This is a genomic window from Pantoea sp. GbtcB22 (assembly GCF_019091025.1).
Lineage (GTDB): Bacteria > Pseudomonadota > Gammaproteobacteria > Enterobacterales > Enterobacteriaceae > Pantoea > Pantoea leporis.
On record NZ_JAGXKB010000003.1, the window covers coordinates 124759 to 143229 of the forward strand.

At 56.3% G+C, this 18471-nt stretch carries 14 protein-coding genes, 1 tRNA gene and 1 riboswitch; of the genes, 11 read left to right on the forward strand and 4 right to left on the reverse strand.

Features of this window, described 5'->3' with window-relative positions; all coding sequences use genetic code 11:
* Window positions 1-7 precede the first annotated feature (7 nt).
* From baeR to yegS, 3 genes are all read left to right on the forward strand, one after another.
* The gene (gene baeR / locus KVT28_RS11995) at window positions 8-715 is read left to right on the forward strand and encodes a two-component system response regulator BaeR (RefSeq protein WP_217548662.1); all 708 of its coding nucleotides are present in this window, start codon (window positions 8-10) and stop codon (window positions 713-715) included.
* A gap of 145 nt (window positions 716-860) precedes the next feature.
* Window positions 861-2228 (forward strand): tRNA 5-hydroxyuridine modification protein YegQ, encoded by a 1368-nt coding sequence (gene yegQ / locus KVT28_RS12000; protein ID WP_101763345.1) that lies wholly within the window; start codon window positions 861-863, stop codon window positions 2226-2228.
* A 249-nt stretch (window positions 2229-2477) separates the two neighbouring features.
* Window positions 2478-3377, forward strand: a complete 900-nt coding sequence (gene yegS / locus KVT28_RS12005; protein ID WP_110866633.1) for a lipid kinase YegS — start codon at window positions 2478-2480, stop codon at window positions 3375-3377.
* A gap of 77 nt (window positions 3378-3454) precedes the next feature.
* Here yegS and KVT28_RS12010 read toward each other — a convergent pair whose 3' ends face one another.
* Complete coding sequence (locus KVT28_RS12010; protein WP_217548664.1) at window positions 3455-4576, reverse strand: Gfo/Idh/MocA family protein; 1122 nt, start codon at window positions 4574-4576, stop codon at window positions 3455-3457.
* A gap of 306 nt (window positions 4577-4882) precedes the next feature.
* On the opposite strand from KVT28_RS12010, the gene KVT28_RS12015 reads away from it, so the two are divergent.
* From KVT28_RS12015 to KVT28_RS12035, 5 genes are all read left to right on the forward strand, one after another.
* Window positions 4883-4958: transfer RNA gene (locus tag KVT28_RS12015), tRNA-Asn, on the forward strand.
* 208 nt (window positions 4959-5166) lie between these two features.
* Window positions 5167-6177: a Zn-dependent oxidoreductase gene (locus KVT28_RS12020; RefSeq protein WP_101763342.1), complete on the forward strand. Its 1011-nt coding sequence runs from the start codon at window positions 5167-5169 to the stop codon at window positions 6175-6177.
* Between the two features lie 84 nt (window positions 6178-6261).
* Window positions 6262-7545, forward strand: a complete 1284-nt coding sequence (locus KVT28_RS12025; RefSeq protein ID WP_101763341.1) for an MFS transporter — start codon at window positions 6262-6264, stop codon at window positions 7543-7545.
* Between the two features lie 44 nt (window positions 7546-7589).
* Window positions 7590-9050: a mannitol dehydrogenase family protein gene (locus KVT28_RS12030; protein ID WP_217548666.1), complete on the forward strand. Its 1461-nt coding sequence runs from the start codon at window positions 7590-7592 to the stop codon at window positions 9048-9050.
* Window positions 9051-9148: 98 nt separating this feature from the next.
* Window positions 9149-9835, forward strand: a complete 687-nt coding sequence (locus KVT28_RS12035) for a GntR family transcriptional regulator (protein WP_101763339.1) — start codon at window positions 9149-9151, stop codon at window positions 9833-9835.
* 156 nt (window positions 9836-9991) lie between these two features.
* Here KVT28_RS12035 and fbaB read toward each other — a convergent pair whose 3' ends face one another.
* The 3 genes from fbaB to thiM all read right to left on the reverse strand — a co-directional run bounded on the left by fbaB (window position 9992) and on the right by thiM (window position 12774).
* On the reverse strand, window positions 9992-11044 hold the full coding sequence (gene fbaB / locus KVT28_RS12040) for a class I fructose-bisphosphate aldolase (protein WP_110866629.1): 1053 nt from the start codon (window positions 11042-11044) through the stop codon (window positions 9992-9994).
* 147 nt (window positions 11045-11191) lie between these two features.
* Window positions 11192-11992, reverse strand: coding sequence for a bifunctional hydroxymethylpyrimidine kinase/phosphomethylpyrimidine kinase (gene thiD, locus KVT28_RS12045; protein WP_137386135.1), 801 nt, complete (start codon window positions 11990-11992; stop codon window positions 11192-11194).
* On the reverse strand, window positions 11989-12774 hold the full coding sequence (thiM, locus tag KVT28_RS12050) for a hydroxyethylthiazole kinase (RefSeq protein WP_192233356.1): 786 nt from the start codon (window positions 12772-12774) through the stop codon (window positions 11989-11991). Before thiM ends, thiD begins: the two co-directional genes overlap by 4 nt.
* Window positions 12775-12807: 33 nt before the next feature.
* A riboswitch (TPP riboswitch) is annotated at window positions 12808-12903 on the reverse strand.
* A 266-nt stretch (window positions 12904-13169) separates the two neighbouring features.
* On the opposite strand from thiM, the gene KVT28_RS12055 reads away from it, so the two are divergent.
* From KVT28_RS12055 to KVT28_RS12065, 3 genes are read left to right on the forward strand one after another with little or no spacing between them, the layout of a single operon-like run.
* Window positions 13170-14567: an OprD family outer membrane porin gene (locus tag KVT28_RS12055; RefSeq protein ID WP_217548668.1), complete on the forward strand. Its 1398-nt coding sequence runs from the start codon at window positions 13170-13172 to the stop codon at window positions 14565-14567.
* A 51-nt stretch (window positions 14568-14618) separates the two neighbouring features.
* Window positions 14619-17282, forward strand: a complete 2664-nt coding sequence (locus tag KVT28_RS12060; protein WP_217548670.1) for a beta-N-acetylhexosaminidase — start codon at window positions 14619-14621, stop codon at window positions 17280-17282.
* A 53-nt stretch (window positions 17283-17335) separates the two neighbouring features.
* Window positions 17336-18460 (forward strand): sugar efflux transporter, encoded by a 1125-nt coding sequence (locus KVT28_RS12065; protein ID WP_217548672.1) that lies wholly within the window; start codon window positions 17336-17338, stop codon window positions 18458-18460.
* The last annotated feature ends 11 nt before the right edge of the window (window positions 18461-18471 follow it).

Consider the following 18471-nt stretch of genomic DNA (forward strand, 5'->3'; position numbering starts at 1 on the left):
GCCACTTATGAGCCCGGAAAATAGCGATCCTCTGATCCTTGTTGTAGAAGATGAACCCAAACTGGCGCAGCTGATGATTGATTATCTGCAGGCGTCCAACTATCGCACGCACCACATTGCCGACGGTAACGCGGTGTTGAGCTATGTTCATCACACGCCGCCGGACCTGATGCTGCTGGATTTGATGCTGCCCGGCCGCGACGGCTTAACGCTGTGCCGCGAAATTCGCCGTTTCTCGGAACTGCCGATCATCATGGTGACCGCGCGCACCGAGGAGATTGATCGCCTGCTGGGGCTGGAAATCGGCGCGGATGACTATATCTGCAAGCCGTTCAGCCCGCGTGAAGTGGTGGCGCGCGTCAAAACCATTTTGCGCCGCGTCAAACGTTCGCCGGAAGAGGCGCAGCAGGAATCGCCTCTGCATATTGATGAGAGCCGCTTTCAGGCCTGCTGGCGTGAACAGCAGCTGGAGCTGACGCCCGCCGAATTTCGTCTGCTGAAAACGCTGGCGCTGGAGCCGGGAAAAGTGTTCTCGCGCGAGCAGTTGCTCAATCATCTCTACGACGATTACCGCGTAGTCACCGATCGCACTATCGACAGTCACATCAAAAACCTGCGCCGCAAGCTGGAAAGCCTCGATGCGGAACAGCCGTTTATCCGCGCGGTGTACGGCATGGGTTATCGCTGGGAAGCGGACGTCTGCCGCTTGCTGTAGCCTGCAACGGCTTACATTGATCCAGGTCAATTTACATCGGGTGCGGGCCTGCCTACAATTCCCCACCTTTTGCAGGGCCGTATAATGCGGCCGCTGCACCTGCCATCCACGATGGCATGCTGACCTGACATCAGTGAGAAAATCCATGTTAAAACCTGAACTGCTTTCTCCAGCGGGATCGCTGAAGAATATGCGCTATGCCTTTGCCTACGGCGCTGATGCCGTCTACGCTGGCCAACCGCGCTACAGCCTGCGCGTGCGCAACAACGAATTCACCCACGAGATTCTGGCGCAGGGCATCAATGAAGCCCATGCGCTCGGTAAGAAATTCTACGTGGTGGTCAACATCGCCCCGCACAACGCCAAACTGAAAACCTTTATCCGCGATCTGACGCCGGTCATTGCCATGCAGCCGGACGCGCTGATCATGTCCGATCCCGGCTTGATTATGCTGGTGCGTGAAGCCTTTCCGCAGATGCCGATTCATCTGTCGGTGCAGGCCAACGCGGTCAACTGGGCCACGGTGAAATTCTGGCAGCAGATGGGGCTGACGCGCGTGATTCTTTCACGCGAGCTATCGCTGGATGAGATTGCAGAAATCCGTCAGCAGGTGCCGGAAATGGAGATTGAGATCTTCGTGCACGGCGCGCTGTGCATGGCTTACTCCGGCCGCTGCCTGCTCTCGGGCTACCTCAACAAACGCGATCCTAATCAAGGGACCTGCACCAATGCCTGCCGCTGGGAATACAAAGTGGAAGAAGGCAAGCAGGATGAGATGGGCAATATCGTCGGTTTCCATGAGCCGGTTAAGGTGCAGGAGCCGACTTTGGGCGTCGGCGCGACCACCGACCGCGTGTTCCTGCTGGAAGAGAAGATGAAGCCGGGTGAGGTGATGAGCGCCTTCGAAGATGAACACGGCACCTACATCATGAACTCAAAAGATTTGCGTGCGGTGGCGCACGTTGAACGTCTTAGCCAAATGGGTGTGCACTCGCTGAAAATCGAAGGCCGCACCAAATCCTTCTACTACTGCGCGCGTACCGCACAGGTTTATCGCCGTGCCATTGATGATGCCGCTGCGGGTAAACCCTTCGATCCAGCGCTGCTGGAGACGCTGGAAGGTTTGGCGCACCGCGGTTACACCGAAGGCTTTCTGCGTCGTCATACCCATGACAGCTATCAGAACTACCAGCAAGGTTTCTCCATCTCCGAGCGCCAGCAGTTTGTCGGCGAATTCACCGGCGAACGTCGCGGTGACTGGGCGCAGATTGCGGTGAAGAATAAGTTTATGCTCGGGGATTCTGTCGAGATCATGACGCCCGAAGGCAACCTCAATTGCACGCTGGAAACCATGCAGAACGATAAAGGATCGGCGGTGGACGTGGCGCCAGGTGATGGACACCGCGTGTGGATCCCGGTCCCGGAATCGGTCAACCTCGCCTTTGCCCTGCTGTTGCGTAACTTCACCGATGGCCACAGCACCTACGATCCTCACGGGAAAAATCGCACATAAAGAAAAGAAAATGGCGAAGTTAGAGTAGGATCACAGACCCTTTCTTCGCCTCGCTTTAGAATCTCGCCTGCTGCTAACGAGTAAGAATAAAAGCAGGTAGTACCAGGAACCACCTCATTCACCCGCCCGGCTCCCCCGTGCGGGTTTTCTTTTTTGATTGCCCACCGATTTTTTCGTCGCCCGCCGATAAAGTTCTCTCCCCAGCTATGCTATAACCAGTGCTCTGTCTCTCGCATCAAGGAACTGATAATGCAAAACAAACCGCTGACGCTGCTGATCCTCAACGGGAAAGGCGCAGGTAATGAAGATTTGCGCGCTGCGGTGAATACGCTGCGTGATGAAGGCTTTAATCTGGCGGTGCGCGTCACCTGGGAAAAAGGTGATGGCGATCGTTATGTGCAAGAAGCGGTCGCTTTGCAGGCAGAAACCGTGGTGGCTGGCGGCGGTGATGGCACCATCAATGAGATCGCCACCGCGCTGGCGGGATTGCCCGAGCAGCAGCGTCCGGCGCTGGGCATTTTACCGCTCGGCACCGCCAATGATTTCGCCACCAGCGTCGGTATTCCTGAAGGGATGGAACCGGCTTTACGTCTCGCGCTGGTGGGAAAAGCCACGGCTATCGATTTGGCGCGCGTGAACGGCGATCGCTACTTTATCAATATGGCGACCGGCGGATTTGGTACACGCATCACCACCGAAACGCCTGAAAAGCTGAAATCGGCGCTCGGCGGCGTGTCGTACTTTATTCATGGTTTGATGCGCGTCGATGCGCTGAAACCGGATCGCTGCGAAATCAGCGGCCCCGGCTTTAACTGGCAAGGCGATGCGCTGGTGATTGGCATCGGCAATGGACGTCAGGCTGGCGGCGGACAAAAGCTCTGCCCGGATGCCTTAATCAATGACGGACAGCTCAACCTCAGCATCGTCACCGCGCAAGAGCTGCTGCCAACGTTGCTGCATTCGCTGACGCGTGATGATGAAAATCCGAATATCGTCACGGCGCAGCTGCAGTCGCTCACCATCCGTTCACCGCACGAGATGACATTTAATCTGGATGGCGAACCGCTGACGGGAAGTGAGTTTGAGATTGAAGTGATGGCGGGCGCACTGAGCTGCCGTTTACCGCCTCAATGCCCGTTACTTGCTTAACGCACATTACCGTAGCGGCGCGCTTTCAACGGCGCGCAATACATTGCGCCGCTACGATGTTGTTCAGTTAACTGTGATTACACCTTCATCCAGCGGCGTTCCAGCGCGGAAACCGCAACCGCTTCCAGCACCTTTTGCACCTGCAATCCTTCGGCGAAATCTGGCCACATGCGATCGCCAGCGGCAATGCCATTGATTAAATCGCGAATCTCGACGGTTTTCTGATCGTTGAAACCGATGCCGTGCCCGGCAGAGACGCAGAAGTTAGCGTAATCCGGATGCGCCGGACCGGTCAAAATGGTTTTGAAACCCTGGCGGCCTGCCGGTTCATCGTGAATATACAGCTCCAGCTCGGCCATACGTTCCTGGGTATAACGCAGCGTGCCTTTAGTACCGGTGACCACATAGGTCAGGCCCATTTTGCTGCCGCAGGCGATTCGCGAGGTTTCAAATACGCCGTGCGCACCGTTTTTAAAGCGCAGCAAGGCGCTGGCCTGATCTTCGTTTTCCACCGGCAGCAGGCGTGAAGCATCCTTCGGATCCGGACGCTCTTTAATCACCGTCATCATATCGCCGCTGACTTCTTCAATATCACCGACCAAATAGTGCGCCATATTCACAATATGCGCAGCGAGGTCGCCAAGCGCGCCTAATCCGGCCAACGCTTTCTGGCAGTGCCAATCGAGCGGCGTTTCCGGCCGTGCCAGATAATCTTCATTGTGCGTGCCGTAGAAGTGCACCACATCGCCGATTTCACCACGCGCGATAATTTCGCGCGCCAGTTGGCTGGTGGGGTTTTTCATGTAGTTAAAGCCGACCAGCGTTTTAACGCCCGCCTGCTGCGCCGCTTGTACCATCTCTTCCGCATCGGCCACTGATAGCGATAGCGGTTTCTCAGAGTAAACGTGCTTGCCGTTGCGAATCGCTTCCAGCGCCATCTCTTTATGCAGGAAGTTCGGCGCGCAGATATCAACCACATCGATGTTCGGATCGCGCACCAACTCGTGCCAGTCGCCGGTAGAACGGGCAAAGCCAAAAGTTGCCGCCTGTTTTGCTGCCAGCTCTGGGTTCACTTCCGCCAGCATTTCACGCACGATCTCGCCTTTCAGGGCAAAAACCGTAGGTGCCTGAGCGTAAGCAATCGCGTGACAACGACCGATGTAACCACTGCCAATCATTCCAATTCTGACTTTGTTCATGACTATTCCCGCATTCGCTTAAGAGTTTATCTGGAATATATGTTTCGCTTTTGGCCCCGACAACGGCGAAATGAAATATCTGTGATCATGCATGCGAGGTATCTGACAAAATCGACAAATCAGAATGTAATTTTGCATAGAGATGGTGATCATCGTCACAAAAGAGTTTGTATCAGTCGTGATTTTGCCGCGCTGAGTCCGCTCATAGCGCGCAATTGACGCTTTATTCAGCAGTCAGAACGAATTGTGAAAAAGAGTTTTGACAAGGCGAGGGTCGCTCGATAATATGCGCCCCGTTCAAACGATTCCTCTGTAGTTCAGTCGGTAGAACGGCGGACTGTTAATCCGTATGTCACTGGTTCGAGTCCAGTCAGAGGAGCCAAATTTAAAAAACCCGCTCAGGGAAACCTGAGCGGGTTTTTGTCATTTCAGCATCGCCATTTAGGGTGGCCGTGATTCCCTGGTCGCCATGAATGGCGCCCCTACGTAACTGTTCCTCTGTGATTCTCTTCACAACTCTTTAACGCCGACTTGTATGGTAGTATTAGTGCGCGTATTTTTTCATCATTGCATTCCCGTTGGAGTAGATGATGAAAAGTGTAGTGATTGAGCAACCGGGTGAACTGGTATTGGCAGAACGTCCGCTGCCGCAACCCGCTGCAGGTGAAGTACGCGTGAAGGTGCAATTTGCCAGCATCTGCGGTTCCGACGTGCATATCTGGCACGGCCACAATCCTTTCGCTAAATATCCGCGCGTGATTGGTCACGAATTCTTCGGCCTGATTGATGCGGTCGGCGATGACGTTGCCGCCAGCCGCATTGGCGAACGTGTGGCGGTCGATCCGGTGGTCAGCTGCGGTCACTGCTATCCCTGCTCGATTGGTCGCCCGAACGTCTGCACAACGTTGCAGGTGATTGGCGTGCACCGCGACGGTGGCTTTAGCGAATATGCCGTGGCGCCAGCAAAAAACGCCTTCCGCCTGCCGGATAGCGTTCCCGACAAACTCGCCAGCATGGTCGAACCTTTCACCATCGCGGCCAATATCACCGCCTTCCTCAAACCACAGCCAAACGATGTGGCGCTGATTTACGGTGCCGGACCAATGGGCCTTACCGCCATTCAGGTGCTGAAAGGCGTGTATGGCGTTGAACAGGTATTGGTGGTTGATCGTCTGCCAGAACGGCTGGCGCTGGCGCAGGAAAACGGTGCCGATCAGGTGTTCAACAACAGCGAAATTCCGCTCGCCGCGCAGCTGGAAGGATTGCAACCAACGCTGATTATCGACGCCGCCTGTCACCCTTCGATCCTGGCAGAAGCCGCCGCCCTCGCCTCACCGGCGGCGCGTATCGGCCTGCTGGGTTTTTCTGGCGAGCCGTGCAGCATCACGCAGCAAAGTCTCACCAGCAAAGAGCTGTCGCTGTTCACCTCGCGTCTCAACAGCAATCGCTTCCCGCAGGTGATTGAGTGGATTGAGCAAGGCCAGATCCAGCCGGAGAAACTGGTGACGCACTATTTCCCGCTAGCAGACGTTGAGCAAGCCATGACGCTGTTCGAAAAAGATCCCCGCACCTGCTGCAAAGTGATCCTACAAATGGGTTAAGTTAACCCGCACACCAGGTGTCCCCTTGCCGGTCCCTTACCCGCCGGCATTATTACTATAAAAAATGACGATGACGGAGTTTCTATGTTTAAGAACCTGCGCTGGACCCTCGTACTGCTGTTGTTCCTGGTGTTTATGATCAACTACCTTGATCGTATCGCCCTCTCTCTGACGGTACCGCTGGTGGAAAAAGACCTGATGATCAACGCCGAGCAGTTCGGCATGATTTTCGGCAGCTTCTTCTTCGGTTATGCCCTGTTTAACTTCATCGGTGGCCTGGCGACGGATAAATTTGGCCCGACCATCGTGCTCGGCACCGCCGTTGGCATGTGGTCGCTGTTCTGCGGCCTGACCGCGATGGCGACTGGCTTCTGGTCGATGATGATTCTGCGCGTGCTGTTTGGCATGGCGGAAGGCCCCATCTCTGCCTCAGCGAACAAAGCCATTAACGGCTGGTTCCCGAAAAAACAGGCCGCCACCGCAATGGGCTTACTCAGCTCGGGTTCACCGCTGGGTGGCGCGGTTGCCGGTCCGATTGTTGGCTATCTGGCGCTGTCGTTCGGCTGGCGTCCGGCATTTGTAGTGATCGCCGCGATTGGCTTCGTCTGGCTGGCGCTGTGGTTCTTCTTCGCATCCGACAATCCGGCAAAAAGTAAGCGTGTATCAGCAGAAGAGCGTGCTTTAGTAGAAAAACTGAAAGCCGAAGAACCGGCCGACGTGATCGACTCAAGCGGCGCCGCGCACGGGTTAGGCTTTTATCTGCGCCAGCCGATCATTCTGGTCACCGCCTTTGCCTTCTTCTGCTACAACTACATTCTGTTCTTCTTCCTGAGCTGGTTCCCGGCGTATCTGGTGCAGGCGCACGGCCTCGATATCAAAGCGATGAGCATCACCACCATGATCCCGTGGATTGTTGGCTTCGTGGGCCTGGCGCTGGGTGGTTGGATCTCCGATAAGATTTTCAACATCACCGGCAAGCTGCTGCTTTCACGAAAAATTGTGCTGGTGGTTTCACTTACCGCCGCGGCGATTTGCGTGGCGCTGGCAGGTACGATAAAAGAGGTCAACTCGGCGGTGATCATGATGTCGATCTCGATCTTCTTCCTCTACATCACCGGCGCAATTTACTGGGCGATTGTGCAGGACGTGGTGCACAAAAGCCGTGTCGGCAGCATCAGTGGCTTTATCCATCTGATTGGTAGCTTGTCCGGTGTGATCGGCCCGGTGGTGACTGGCTTCATCGTGCAGCACTCCGGTAAGTTTGACAGCGCCTTTATCCTCGCAGGTGCGGTGGCTGGCGTCGGCGCGCTGCTGGTACTGCTGGTGATTCGTGAACCAAAAGCCACCAATAAACCGGTTTCAGTGTAATTCTCATGGGGCGCTGAGCGCCCCATTTGCTAAAAGGAATGACTATGTTAGAGCTTGAACGCCTCCCCGCTGATGTCCAACGCCCCGCTTACGATCGTAGCCAACTCAAAACCCGCATGGTGCATATCGGCTTTGGCGCCTTCCACCGCGCGCATCAGGCGCTGGCGACCGATAAGCTGGCCGCTCAGGGCAGCGACTGGGGTTATTGCGAGGTGAATCTCAACAGCGGCACGCTGATTCAGGCGCTGCGTCAGCAGGATCTGCTCTACACGCTAACCGAAATGGCGGATGAGAGTTTACACACGCGGGTGATTGGCGTGGTGACGCAAGCGCTGCATGGCAAAGGCGACGGCATTGAGGCGGTGATTGAGGCGATGAGCCAGCCGGACGTGGCGATTGTCTCGATGACCGTAACCGAGAAAGGTTATTGCTACATGCCGTCGAGCGGCAAGCTCAATCCCGATCATCCCGATATTGTGCACGACCTCGCTCATCCTGGTGAGCCACATTCGCTGCCCGGCTTGATTCTGGCGGCCATTATCCGCCGCCGCGAACGCAATTTGCCGCCGTTTAGCGTGATGTCCTGCGACAATATGCCGGAAAACGGCCATGTCACGCGCAACGTGATCACCCAGTTGGCCGCGCGCCACAACCCTGCGCTGGCGGAGTATATCCAGGCGCATATTACTTTCCCTTCGACCATGGTTGATCGCATCGTCCCGGCCATGACCGATGCAGCGTTCGACACGCTGGCGGAACGTTTGGGCAGCCGCGATCCGGTGGCGGTTGAAGCCGAACCGTTTTTCCAGTGGGTCATCGAAGATAACTTCGTTAACGGACGTCCGGCGTGGGAAAACGCGGGTGCGGAGCTGGTCAGCGATGTGCTGCCGTTCGAAGAGATGAAGCTGCGGATGCTCAACGGCAGCCACTCGTTCCTCGCGTATCTCGGTTTTCTCGCCGGTTATGAACACATCAGCGATTGCATGGCGGATGCCAGCTATCGTGCGGCGGCGCGCGCGTTGATGTTGCAGGATCAGGCGCCGACGCTGCGCACGCAAGGCGTCGATCTCGAAGCCTACGCTGATTCCCTGATTGCGCGTTACGAGAATCGCGCCATCAAACATCGTACCTATCAAATCGCCACCGATGGCACGCAAAAACTGCCGCAGCGCCTGCTGGATAGCGCGCGCTGGCATCTGCGCAATGGCACCTCGTGCGATTTCGTGTTGCTGGGCGTGGCGGGCTGGATGCGCTACGTCAGCGGCGTGGATGAGCAAGGTCAGGCCATTGAGATTCGCGATCCGCTGAAAGATCAGCTGGCGGACATTGTGGCAAACAGTGAGGACGGTGCGACACGCGTTAAGGCGTTGCTCGGCCTCAACGCCGTGTTTGGTGACGATCTGCAGCAGCAGCCCGCCTTTGTCTCACGCGTGACTGAACTCTATCAGCAACTGGTTAAACAGGGCGCGCGCGCCACCGTTCAAAGCCTCGTCACACAAGGCTAAGCGCCTGCATAAATGTGTAGCGCAGACGCAGCGTGCTGATTAGACTGAACCTTTCTTAACGGGCTGGCAGATGCCAGCCGTAATACGGATATTGCTGCATGTCGACTGCCTATACCATAACCACCAGCGAACCGGTAAATCAGCAGATCTATCGTTATCTGCGCAAAGATATTGTGACCTGCGTTATTCATCCGGGCTCGCTGCTGTCGGAGAAGGAAGTGTCGGCGCGTTTTAACGTGTCACGTCAGCCGGTACGTGAAGCCTTTATCAAGCTGGCGGAAGCCGGACTGGTGCAGGTGCTACCGCAGCGCGGCACCTTCGTGCGCAAAATCTCCGCTCAGCGCGTGGCCGACGGTCGCTTTATCCGTGAAGCGGTAGAGATCGCCGTGGTTCGCCGCGCCGCGCAGGAGATGGGTGCGACCGGATTGATGGCGCTGGAGCATAACCTGCAGCTGCAGCGTCTCGCCGCTGAACGTCATGACAGCCAGGCTTTCCTGGGGCTGGACGATGAGTTTCACCGCTTAATTGCTGAAGGGATTAATTGCCTGCTGGCGTGGGAAACGGTGGAGAACATCAAAGCTACCATGGACCGCGTGCGCTTTCTGACCCTGAGCGAAGTGTCACCGCCGGAGCGTTTGATTCAGCAGCATGAAGATATCTATAACGCGTTGAAAGCGCATGATGTTGACGCAGCTGAAAGCGCAATGCGGCGTCATCTGCAGGAGATGATTTTGACTATTACGCCGATTGCCGAGCGTAATAGTGAGTGGTTTGAGGCGCCTTGATTTAGTGCTCGCTGTCCCCCTCCTCGGTCCTCCCCCATTAATGGGGGAGGAAGATGCTGCAAAATGTAAGTGTTGAAGCAGCATGTGGCAGCATCTCCTTCCCCCGCTCGCGGGGGAAGGCCGGGATGGGGGACAGCCAGCACAACCCCCACTCAATCAAGCAATCGTCACATCCTTCGACAAATACACATCCTGCACCGCATTAATCAGCTGCACGCCCTCTTTCAACGTCTTCTTAAACGCCTTGCGCCCCAGAATCAGCCCCATGCCGCCGGCACGCTTATTGATCACCGCCGTACGCACTGACTCCGCGGTATCCGTTTCACCCGCAGAAGCGCCGCCGGAGTTGATCAAACCTGCGCGTCCCATATAGCAGTTCGCCAGCTGGTAACGCACCAAATCAATCGGGTTTTCCGAAGTCAGCTTGCTATAGACGCGCTCATCGGTATGACCAAACTTCACCGCGTTATAGCCGCCGTTATTCTCCGCCATCTTCTGCTTGACGATATCCGCACCGATGGTCGCCGCCAGATGGTTGGCCTGGCCGGTTAAATCGGCGCTGGCGTGATAATCGACGCCCTCTTTCTTGAACGCATCATTACGCAGATAGGCCCACAGCACCGTCACCATGCCCAGCTCGTGCGCACGTTCAAAGGCCGCGGAGATCTCTTCAATCTGGCGACGTGATTGTTCAGAACCGAAGTAGATGGTGGCGCCAACCGCCACCGCGCCCAGATTAAAGGCCTGTTCCACGCTGGCGTACAACGTCTGATCGTATTGCGTCGGATAGCTCAGTGTTTCGTTGTGGTTTAGCTTCACCATAAACGGAATGCGGTGCGCGTAGCGACGAGAAACTGAAGCCAGCACCCCGTAGGTGGAGGCGACGCAGTTACAGCCGGCTTCAATCGCCAGCTCAACAATGTTTTTTGGATCAAAATAAGCTGGATTGGCCGCAAAGGATGCGCCCGCCGAGTGCTCAACGCCCTGATCGACCGGCAAGATCGACAAATAGCCGGTGCCAGCTAAACGTCCGGTGTTGTACAGCGTTTGCATGTTGCGCAGTACGGCAGGAGAACGATTGTTGTCGATCATCACGCGATCAACATAATCCGCGCCGGGTAAATAGAGGCTATCCGCTGGAATGGTCATGCAGCGATGTTGAAGAAGGCTATCCGCCTCTTTGCCCAATAACTGTACGATGTCCGTCATGTTCGCTCCTGATAAATGGCTGGATTGGAACCGGCCGTTGCCGATTCGCCCCCAACAGCCTGGACCGGAAAGCGCCAGGCTGGCAAATTGCTGACTCCATTTTTCAGACGGATGCGCAGTGAAAAAGCGGCAATCTGGCGTTACGCCCTACCACCATTGATGGAAATGGTGCACCGGCCCAATGCCTTTACCGACCTCCAGCGAATCGGCGTGCAGCAGCGCCTGTTGCAGCCACGCCTTGGCTTCAGCGACCGTCGCTGCCCAGCTATCATGGCGCGGACGCAACGCCGCCAGCGCGGCTGAAAGCGAGCATCCGGTGCCGTGCGTGTGGCGCGTATTGACGCGCGGCGCGGTAAAGCGCTGACGTCCGTCGCGGGTAATCAGCCAGTCCGGGCTTTCGGCATCGCTAAGATGTCCGCCCTTCATCAGCACCGCTTCGCAGCCAAGATCGAGCAGCGCATCGCCCTGCTGCAACATGGTTTTCTCATCCTGCGCCATCGCGCGCCCCAGCAGCGCGGCGGCTTCCGGCAGGTTTGGTGTAATCAGCGATACCTGCGGCAGCAGCAATTCGCGCACGCTCGCCACCGCATCCGGCGACAGCAGCGCATCGCCGCTTTTGGCAATCATCACCGTATCCAGCACCACAAACGGCAGGCTGGCCCGTTTCAGCCGCTCGGCGACCACCTCGACAATAGCGGTTTCGGACAGCATGCCTATCTTCGCAGCATCAATGCGCACATCATTCAGCACCGAATCGAGCTGTGCGCCAACAAAATCAGGTTCGATGCGATACACCGACTGCACGCCGCAGGTGTTCTGCGCCACCAGCGCGGTGATGACGCTGGTGCCATACGCGCCCAGCGCGGAGAAAGCTTTGAGGTCGGCCTGAATACCTGCGCCGCCGCTCGGATCGGTGCCAGCAATGGTCAATGCATTGATGCGTTTCATGCCTCGACCTCCAGCGTCCACAGCGTATCGAGGAAAGCAGCGGCAAAGCTGCCTGGCCCGGCGACCTGGCGCGCTGTCTGCTCACCCGCCAGCGACATCACGCGGCAGGCCGCAGCGACATGCTGCAGGCGATCGCCCGGCAAGCTGGTGCAGGCGGCAACCACCGCCGTCAACGCGCAGCCGGTGCCAACCACGCGCGTCATCAGCGGGCTGCCGCCGGGGATGGCGAATGTCTGCACGCCGTCAGTGACATAATCCACTTCACCGGTCACCGCCACAACGGTGTGGTAATCACGCGCCAGCTGCTGGGCAGCGCTTAACGCGATATCGGCCTGATGCAGACTGTCGACACCGCGTCCGCCGCTAGCCTGTTGCGCCAGTGCGAGAATTTCTGAAGCGTTACCGCGAATCGCCGCCGGTTGCAGGCTCAGCAACTGTTGGCAGAATGCGGTGCGCAGCGTTAGTGCGCCAACCGCCACCGGATCCAAGGTCCACGGCGTGCCTGCGGTTTGCGCCGCTTGCACCGCCGCCCACATCGCATCACGACGGTCGCGCGTCAGCGTACCTACGTTTATCAACAACGCATCGGCAAAACCGGCAAACTGCGCCGCTTCTTCAGGATCGATCACCATCGCGGGCGAAGCTTGCAGTGCCAGCAGCACGTTGGCAGTAAAGGTTTGCACCACGTCATTGGTCATGCAGTGCACCAGCGGCGCTTGCTGACGCAGCAGTTGCAGAGAGTGCGCGAGTTGCGCGGGGGAAAGAAGGTCAGGCTGTTTCATAAGGCTCCCAACCGGCGATCAAGAAGGCGAATGCGGTCAGGCATCTGACTTCCCTACGCTGGCATTATCCAGATCAGGTCGGCGGGTGTATCTCAGCCCTGTATTAAAGGGGCACCCCGAGTCAAAACTACGTTGGCGAGCATAGGGAACAAGTTGGGGTAAAGCAAGTAAACGCCGCTTTCCTGGAATCTGGCTCACAAAGCAACAAATTACACATTCATGTAACTTATTGATAAAACGCCTTAAAACGACGCTTTTTTGCGTGCTGCGTCATACTTTGTAATAAATCCCATTGATAATTCGCGTCGCGAAAAATAGCATCCCCGGCAACTTGTTTCATGACGAAACAATACGGATTTGTTAATTGTTTATGGAAGCATCACGGAGGATTTGCTATGCGTCGGATTCCACGCGCGCCGCTCTCTGCGGCCATTGTCTCTGCCCTGTTTGCCGGCACTTTTGTGCCGGTTCCCTCCGCCCACGCCGTGGGTTTTGTCGAAGACGCCACTCTCTCTGGCAATCTGTTTTACTGGCAACGCCAGCGCGATCGCAAAGAGATGGATCCGCAAAAAGGCTCGTACGGTCAGTATGATGCCAATCTGCATCACGCCTCTGCGAATGCCAATCTCGACTTCTCATCCGGTTACGCCGGCGAGGTGATCGGCCTCGATCTGGCAGCGTTTGGCGCGCTGGAGTTAAGCAACGGCGGCCCGGCGGCACCGAATGAAATTGGTTTCAGCAATGCCCGTACGCGCTGGGATGAGGACTGGAGCGGAGATAAGAGCGGCTTAAGTCTCTATAAAGCCGCCATCAAGGCAAAATGGCAGGATCACTGGCTGCGCGCAGGCTATCTGCAGCCCACCGGGCAGACGCTGCTGGCACCGCACTGGAGCTTCCTGCCCGGCACCTATCGCGGCGTTGAGGCCGGCACCACCTTTGATTTTAGCGACGCCGGCGCCCTTTCCGTCTCCTGGATGTGGACTGACGAATACAAAGCGCCGTGGTATCGCGACATGTACAACTTCCGTAAAGCCGATGGCGTGACGGAGATTCCGTGGCTGCAATCCTTTGGTGCCAAATACGATTTTAAAAACGCGCTGGTGCTGGAAGGCGCCTACGGCCAGGCGGCAAATTACATGGATCAGTATTTTGCCAAAGCCTCTTATCAGCTGCCGCTGGCCGATGCACCGCTGCGCACCAGTTATCAATTTTATGGCGCGAAGGATCGTGACAACAGCGGCGTTGGCCAGGTGAACGATGTTTACGATGGCCTCGCGTGGCTGCAGGCGCTGACGTTCGGCTACACGCTCGGCGCGTTCGATTTCCGCCTCGAAGGCACATGGGTAAAAGCCGAGGGTAATCAGGGCTTCTTCCTGCAACGTATGACGCCGTCTTACGCCAGCTCGAATGGCCGCATGGACGTGTGGTGGGATTCTCGCTCAGACTGGAACGCCAACGGTGAGAAAGCGCTCTTCGCCGGTGTGATGGTGGATCTGGGACACTGGCAATTACCTGGCTGGCAAGTCGGTACATCGTACGCCTACGGTTGGGACGCGAAGCCTTCCACCAATCCCCTCTACGACCAAAATCAGCGCCTGAAAGAATCCGCGTGGAGCCTCGACCTGGTTTACACCATCCAGCAAGGCCGCGCCAAAGACACCCAATTCAAACTGCACTACACCCGCTACGACAATCACAGCGATCTTCCCAGCTATAGCGGCGGCTACGGCAACATCTTCCAGGACGAGAAAGACATCAAATTTATGGTCGTCGCGCCATTCACCCTGTTTTGACCCCGATCTGGCAGGAGCCAGAGACTTACCTCCGTGGAGAAGGATAACAACATGAAAAAGTTAAAAATCAGTTTACTGGCGCTGAGCGTGATAAGCCTTGCCGCCTGCAGTTCATTCCCGCGCAGTAATCAGCAGGTCGTCGATCAAATCAGTCAGTTCGGCGTGCAGTATCAGGTCACTGACAACCAGGCGGCCGATCACGGCGTGAACTGCGCGAAACTCGGTGCCGATTGGGCATCCTGCAACACCGCTACCATCACGCTGACCAACAACGGTCCGGCGCTCACCAGTAAAAACTGGGCAATCTACATGAGCAACGTGCACGAAACGCTGCGGGTGGATAACGATCAGTTCAAAATGACCCATATCGTCGGCGATTTAACCCGTCTGGAACCGACGGAGAAATTCAAAGGTATCGCGGCGGGTGAGTCGATTGAGATCCCTATCGTCAATGAATACTGGCAGCTGTTTATCACCGACGTGATGCCGCGCTGGTATGTCACCGCCGCCAATGCCACGCCAAAAATTATCACCAGCACCGATACCGAAAACCTCAGCGACTTTGTTAAGCCGTTTGGCGCCCAGTGGAAGCGCATTGCCGACGATAAAAACGAGCTAATGCTGCCGCAAAGTCGTTTCACAAAGAATGCCGATGTGGCGCAACTGCCTGCCAGCGCGCTGCGCGGACAAATCACCCCAACGCCGCGTTCGGTGAAAGTTCATGCGGCGGATGTCGATCTGAGCCGTGGCGTTGCCTTGCATCTTGAGGTATTGGCGGACAACCAGGCCGATGCAGTTAAACAGCGTTTCGATTTGATGGGGCTCAAACCGCAGTCAGCGGGTTATGACATTCATACCCGTATCGCCGTCAATCATTTCCACGGCGCAGAGGCGGTTTCCGGTGCTTATGAACTGCGCATCACACCGCGCGGCACCGATATCATTGGTTACGATCAGGCTGGCGTTTACTACGGCTTAATGTCGTTACTGTCGCTGGTGCCGGCTGAAGGTAAACCGATTATCGCCACGCTTGAAGCGAAAGATGCACCGCGCTTTGCCTATCGCGGTGCCTTCCTCGATGTGGCGCGTAATTTCCACAGCAAGCAAGCGGTGCTGCGCATGCTCGATCAAATGGCGGCGTGGAAGATGAATAAATTCCACTTCCACCTGACCGATGACGAAGCCTGGCGTATCGAAATCCCCGGTCTGCCAGAGTTGACCGACGTCGGCAGTAAGCGTTGTCACGATCTGACTGAGCAGCAATGTCTTCTGCCGCAATTGGGCTCCGGCCCGCTCACGAATAACAACGGAACCGGACATTTCAGCCGCGCCGATTATATCGAGATCGTCAAATATGCGCAGGCGCGCAACATCGAAGTGATCCCGGAAATCGATATGCCCGCGCATGCACGCGCGGCGGTGATCTCTATGGAGGCGCGATATCAGCAACTGATGAAAGCGGGTAAACCGCAGCAGGCCAGTGAATATCGATTGGTGGATCCCACGGATACCTCGAATACCCGTTCCGTGCAACTGTACGACCGCACCAGCTATCTCAATCCTTGCCTCGATTCCTCGAAGCGATTTGTCGATAAAGTGATGGGTGAAGTGCAGACGATGCACCGCGAAGCCGGCCAACCGTTGACCACCTGGCACTTTGGCGGTGATGAAGCGAAAAACATTCGCCTCGGTAGCGGCTACAGCGATGTTAAGAACCCGAAAGCGGGAACGGGCATTTTAGACCAAAGCAAAGAGGACAAACCCTGGGCAAAATCTCAGGTCTGCCAGGCGGTGGTGAAATCCGGCAAGGTGGAAGATTTGGAGCACTTGCCAAGTCACTTCGCGCTGGAAGTGAGCAAGATGGTGAAAGCGCACGGCATTCCGGTGATGCAGGCCTGGCAGGATGGATTGAAAGATGCCACTGACGCGCACGCCTTCGCCACTTCGCGCGTACGCGTTAACTTCTGGGACACGCTCTATTGGGGCGGCTTTGACACCGCCAACGACTGGACGCTGAAAGATTATGAAGTGGTGATCTCCAATCCGGATTACGTCTACATGGACTTCCCGTATGAGGTGAATCCTAACGAGCGCGGCTATTACTGGGGCACACGCTTCAGCGATGAGCGCAAGATGTTTGGATTCGCGCCGAACAACCTGCCGCAGAACGCTGAAACCTCGGTGGATCGCGACGGGAAGACCTTTGATGCCACCTCGAATAAGCCGTGGTCAGGCGCATACGGCATTTCAGTACAGCTGTGGAGTGAAACCACGCGTACCGATCAGCAGATGGATTACATGGTATTCCCGCGCCTGCTGTCGGTGGCCGAACGCGGTTGGCATCGCGCGGAGTGGGAGCTGGATTATCAGCAAGGTCGCACCTTTAAAGGAGGTGAAACCCACTTCGTTAACCAGCAGCAGCGCAATCAGGACTGGCAGCGTTTCGCCAATCTGTTAGGCCAGCGTGAGTTGGGCAAGATGGATAAAGCCGGTATTCACTACCGTTTACCGGTGCCGGGGGCGCGCGTCGAGAATGGCACACTGACCATGAACATTGCGCTGCCGGGTCTGCCGCTGGAGTACAGCCTGGATAAGGGTAAGCGCTGGCAGCGTTATCAACCACATGCTAAACCGGCAATTACTGCTAGCGATAAAGTCTGGGTGCGTAGCGTGAGTCCGGATGGCAAACGCTTCAGCCGCGCTGAAGCACTTTAAAAACTTTCTGCCCCTCGCTGGAGTGCCTGGGGCGAACACTGACAAGGATGTCGATGAAACACTCAACCTTCTCTTTTTATGTTGTTGCGCTGGGTGCCGGTTTAAGCGGCGCCCTGTTCATTCCGACGCTCAGCTTATTTCTAGCCAGTGAACTTAACGTGGCAGCCTGGAAAATCGGCGCCTTCTACAGCGTTAATGCGCTCAGCAGTATTGCGATGAGCTTACTGATTGCCCGTTATTCAGATCGTGTCACGCAGCGTCGCCCGCTACTGCTCTTGTGCTTATTCGCACAGGCGCTCAATGCGCTGCTGTTTATCTTCTGCCGCGATTATCTGCTGTTAATTTCGCTCGGTTCGCTGCTCAATGCTTGCGGCAGTGCGGCGATACCGCAACTGTTCGCGCTGGCACGGCAAACCCGCAGTGACAATGCTTTCAGCGCCATTTTACGCGCGCAATTTTCGCTGGCGTGGGTATTCGGCCCGCCGCTGGCGTTCTGGATTATTCAGCTGGCCGGTTTCACCTGGCTGTATGCCATCATGTTCGTGCTGTTGCTGAGCGTAACGCTGCTGGCTGTCACCTTGCCGCCTGGCGAGCAGATAGCCAGCGCGGCTCCTGCAAAGCAAACGGCCCGGCAGCCGCTAGGGCACAACCTCAGCTTCCTGATGCTTGCCACCTTGCTGGTATGGAGCTGCAGCGCACTCTATCTGATTGCGTTTCCTTTGCATCTGGCAGAGCAGCCAACCTTGTCTGCCGACTGGAGTGGCGTGCTTTTTGGCCTCGCCGCGGCGCTGGAAATACCGATCATGCTGCTCAGCGCCAGCATGCTCAAACGCTGGGGTAAGAAAACGCAAATGCAGGCAGCCATGCTGTGCGGCATGATGTTTTATGTGGGAATTTACTTCAGTCAAAGTTTTATCCCACTGATGTTACTGCAAATTTTCAATGCCATTTTCATCGCTATCATCGCTACCGTTGGCATGTTCTGGTTTCAGGATTTACTGCAACATCGTCAGGGAATGGCGGCCACGCTGTATACCAATTCGATGTCCATCGGCGTGCTGCTGGCTGGCGTTTTACAGGGAATTATCACCACCGTCTCACCGCTGGCCATCTGGCCGGCAGCCTGTGTGCTGTTGGTGATGTCATTACTACTGATAACAAAGGTCGACAATGTTTAAACACCCTCATT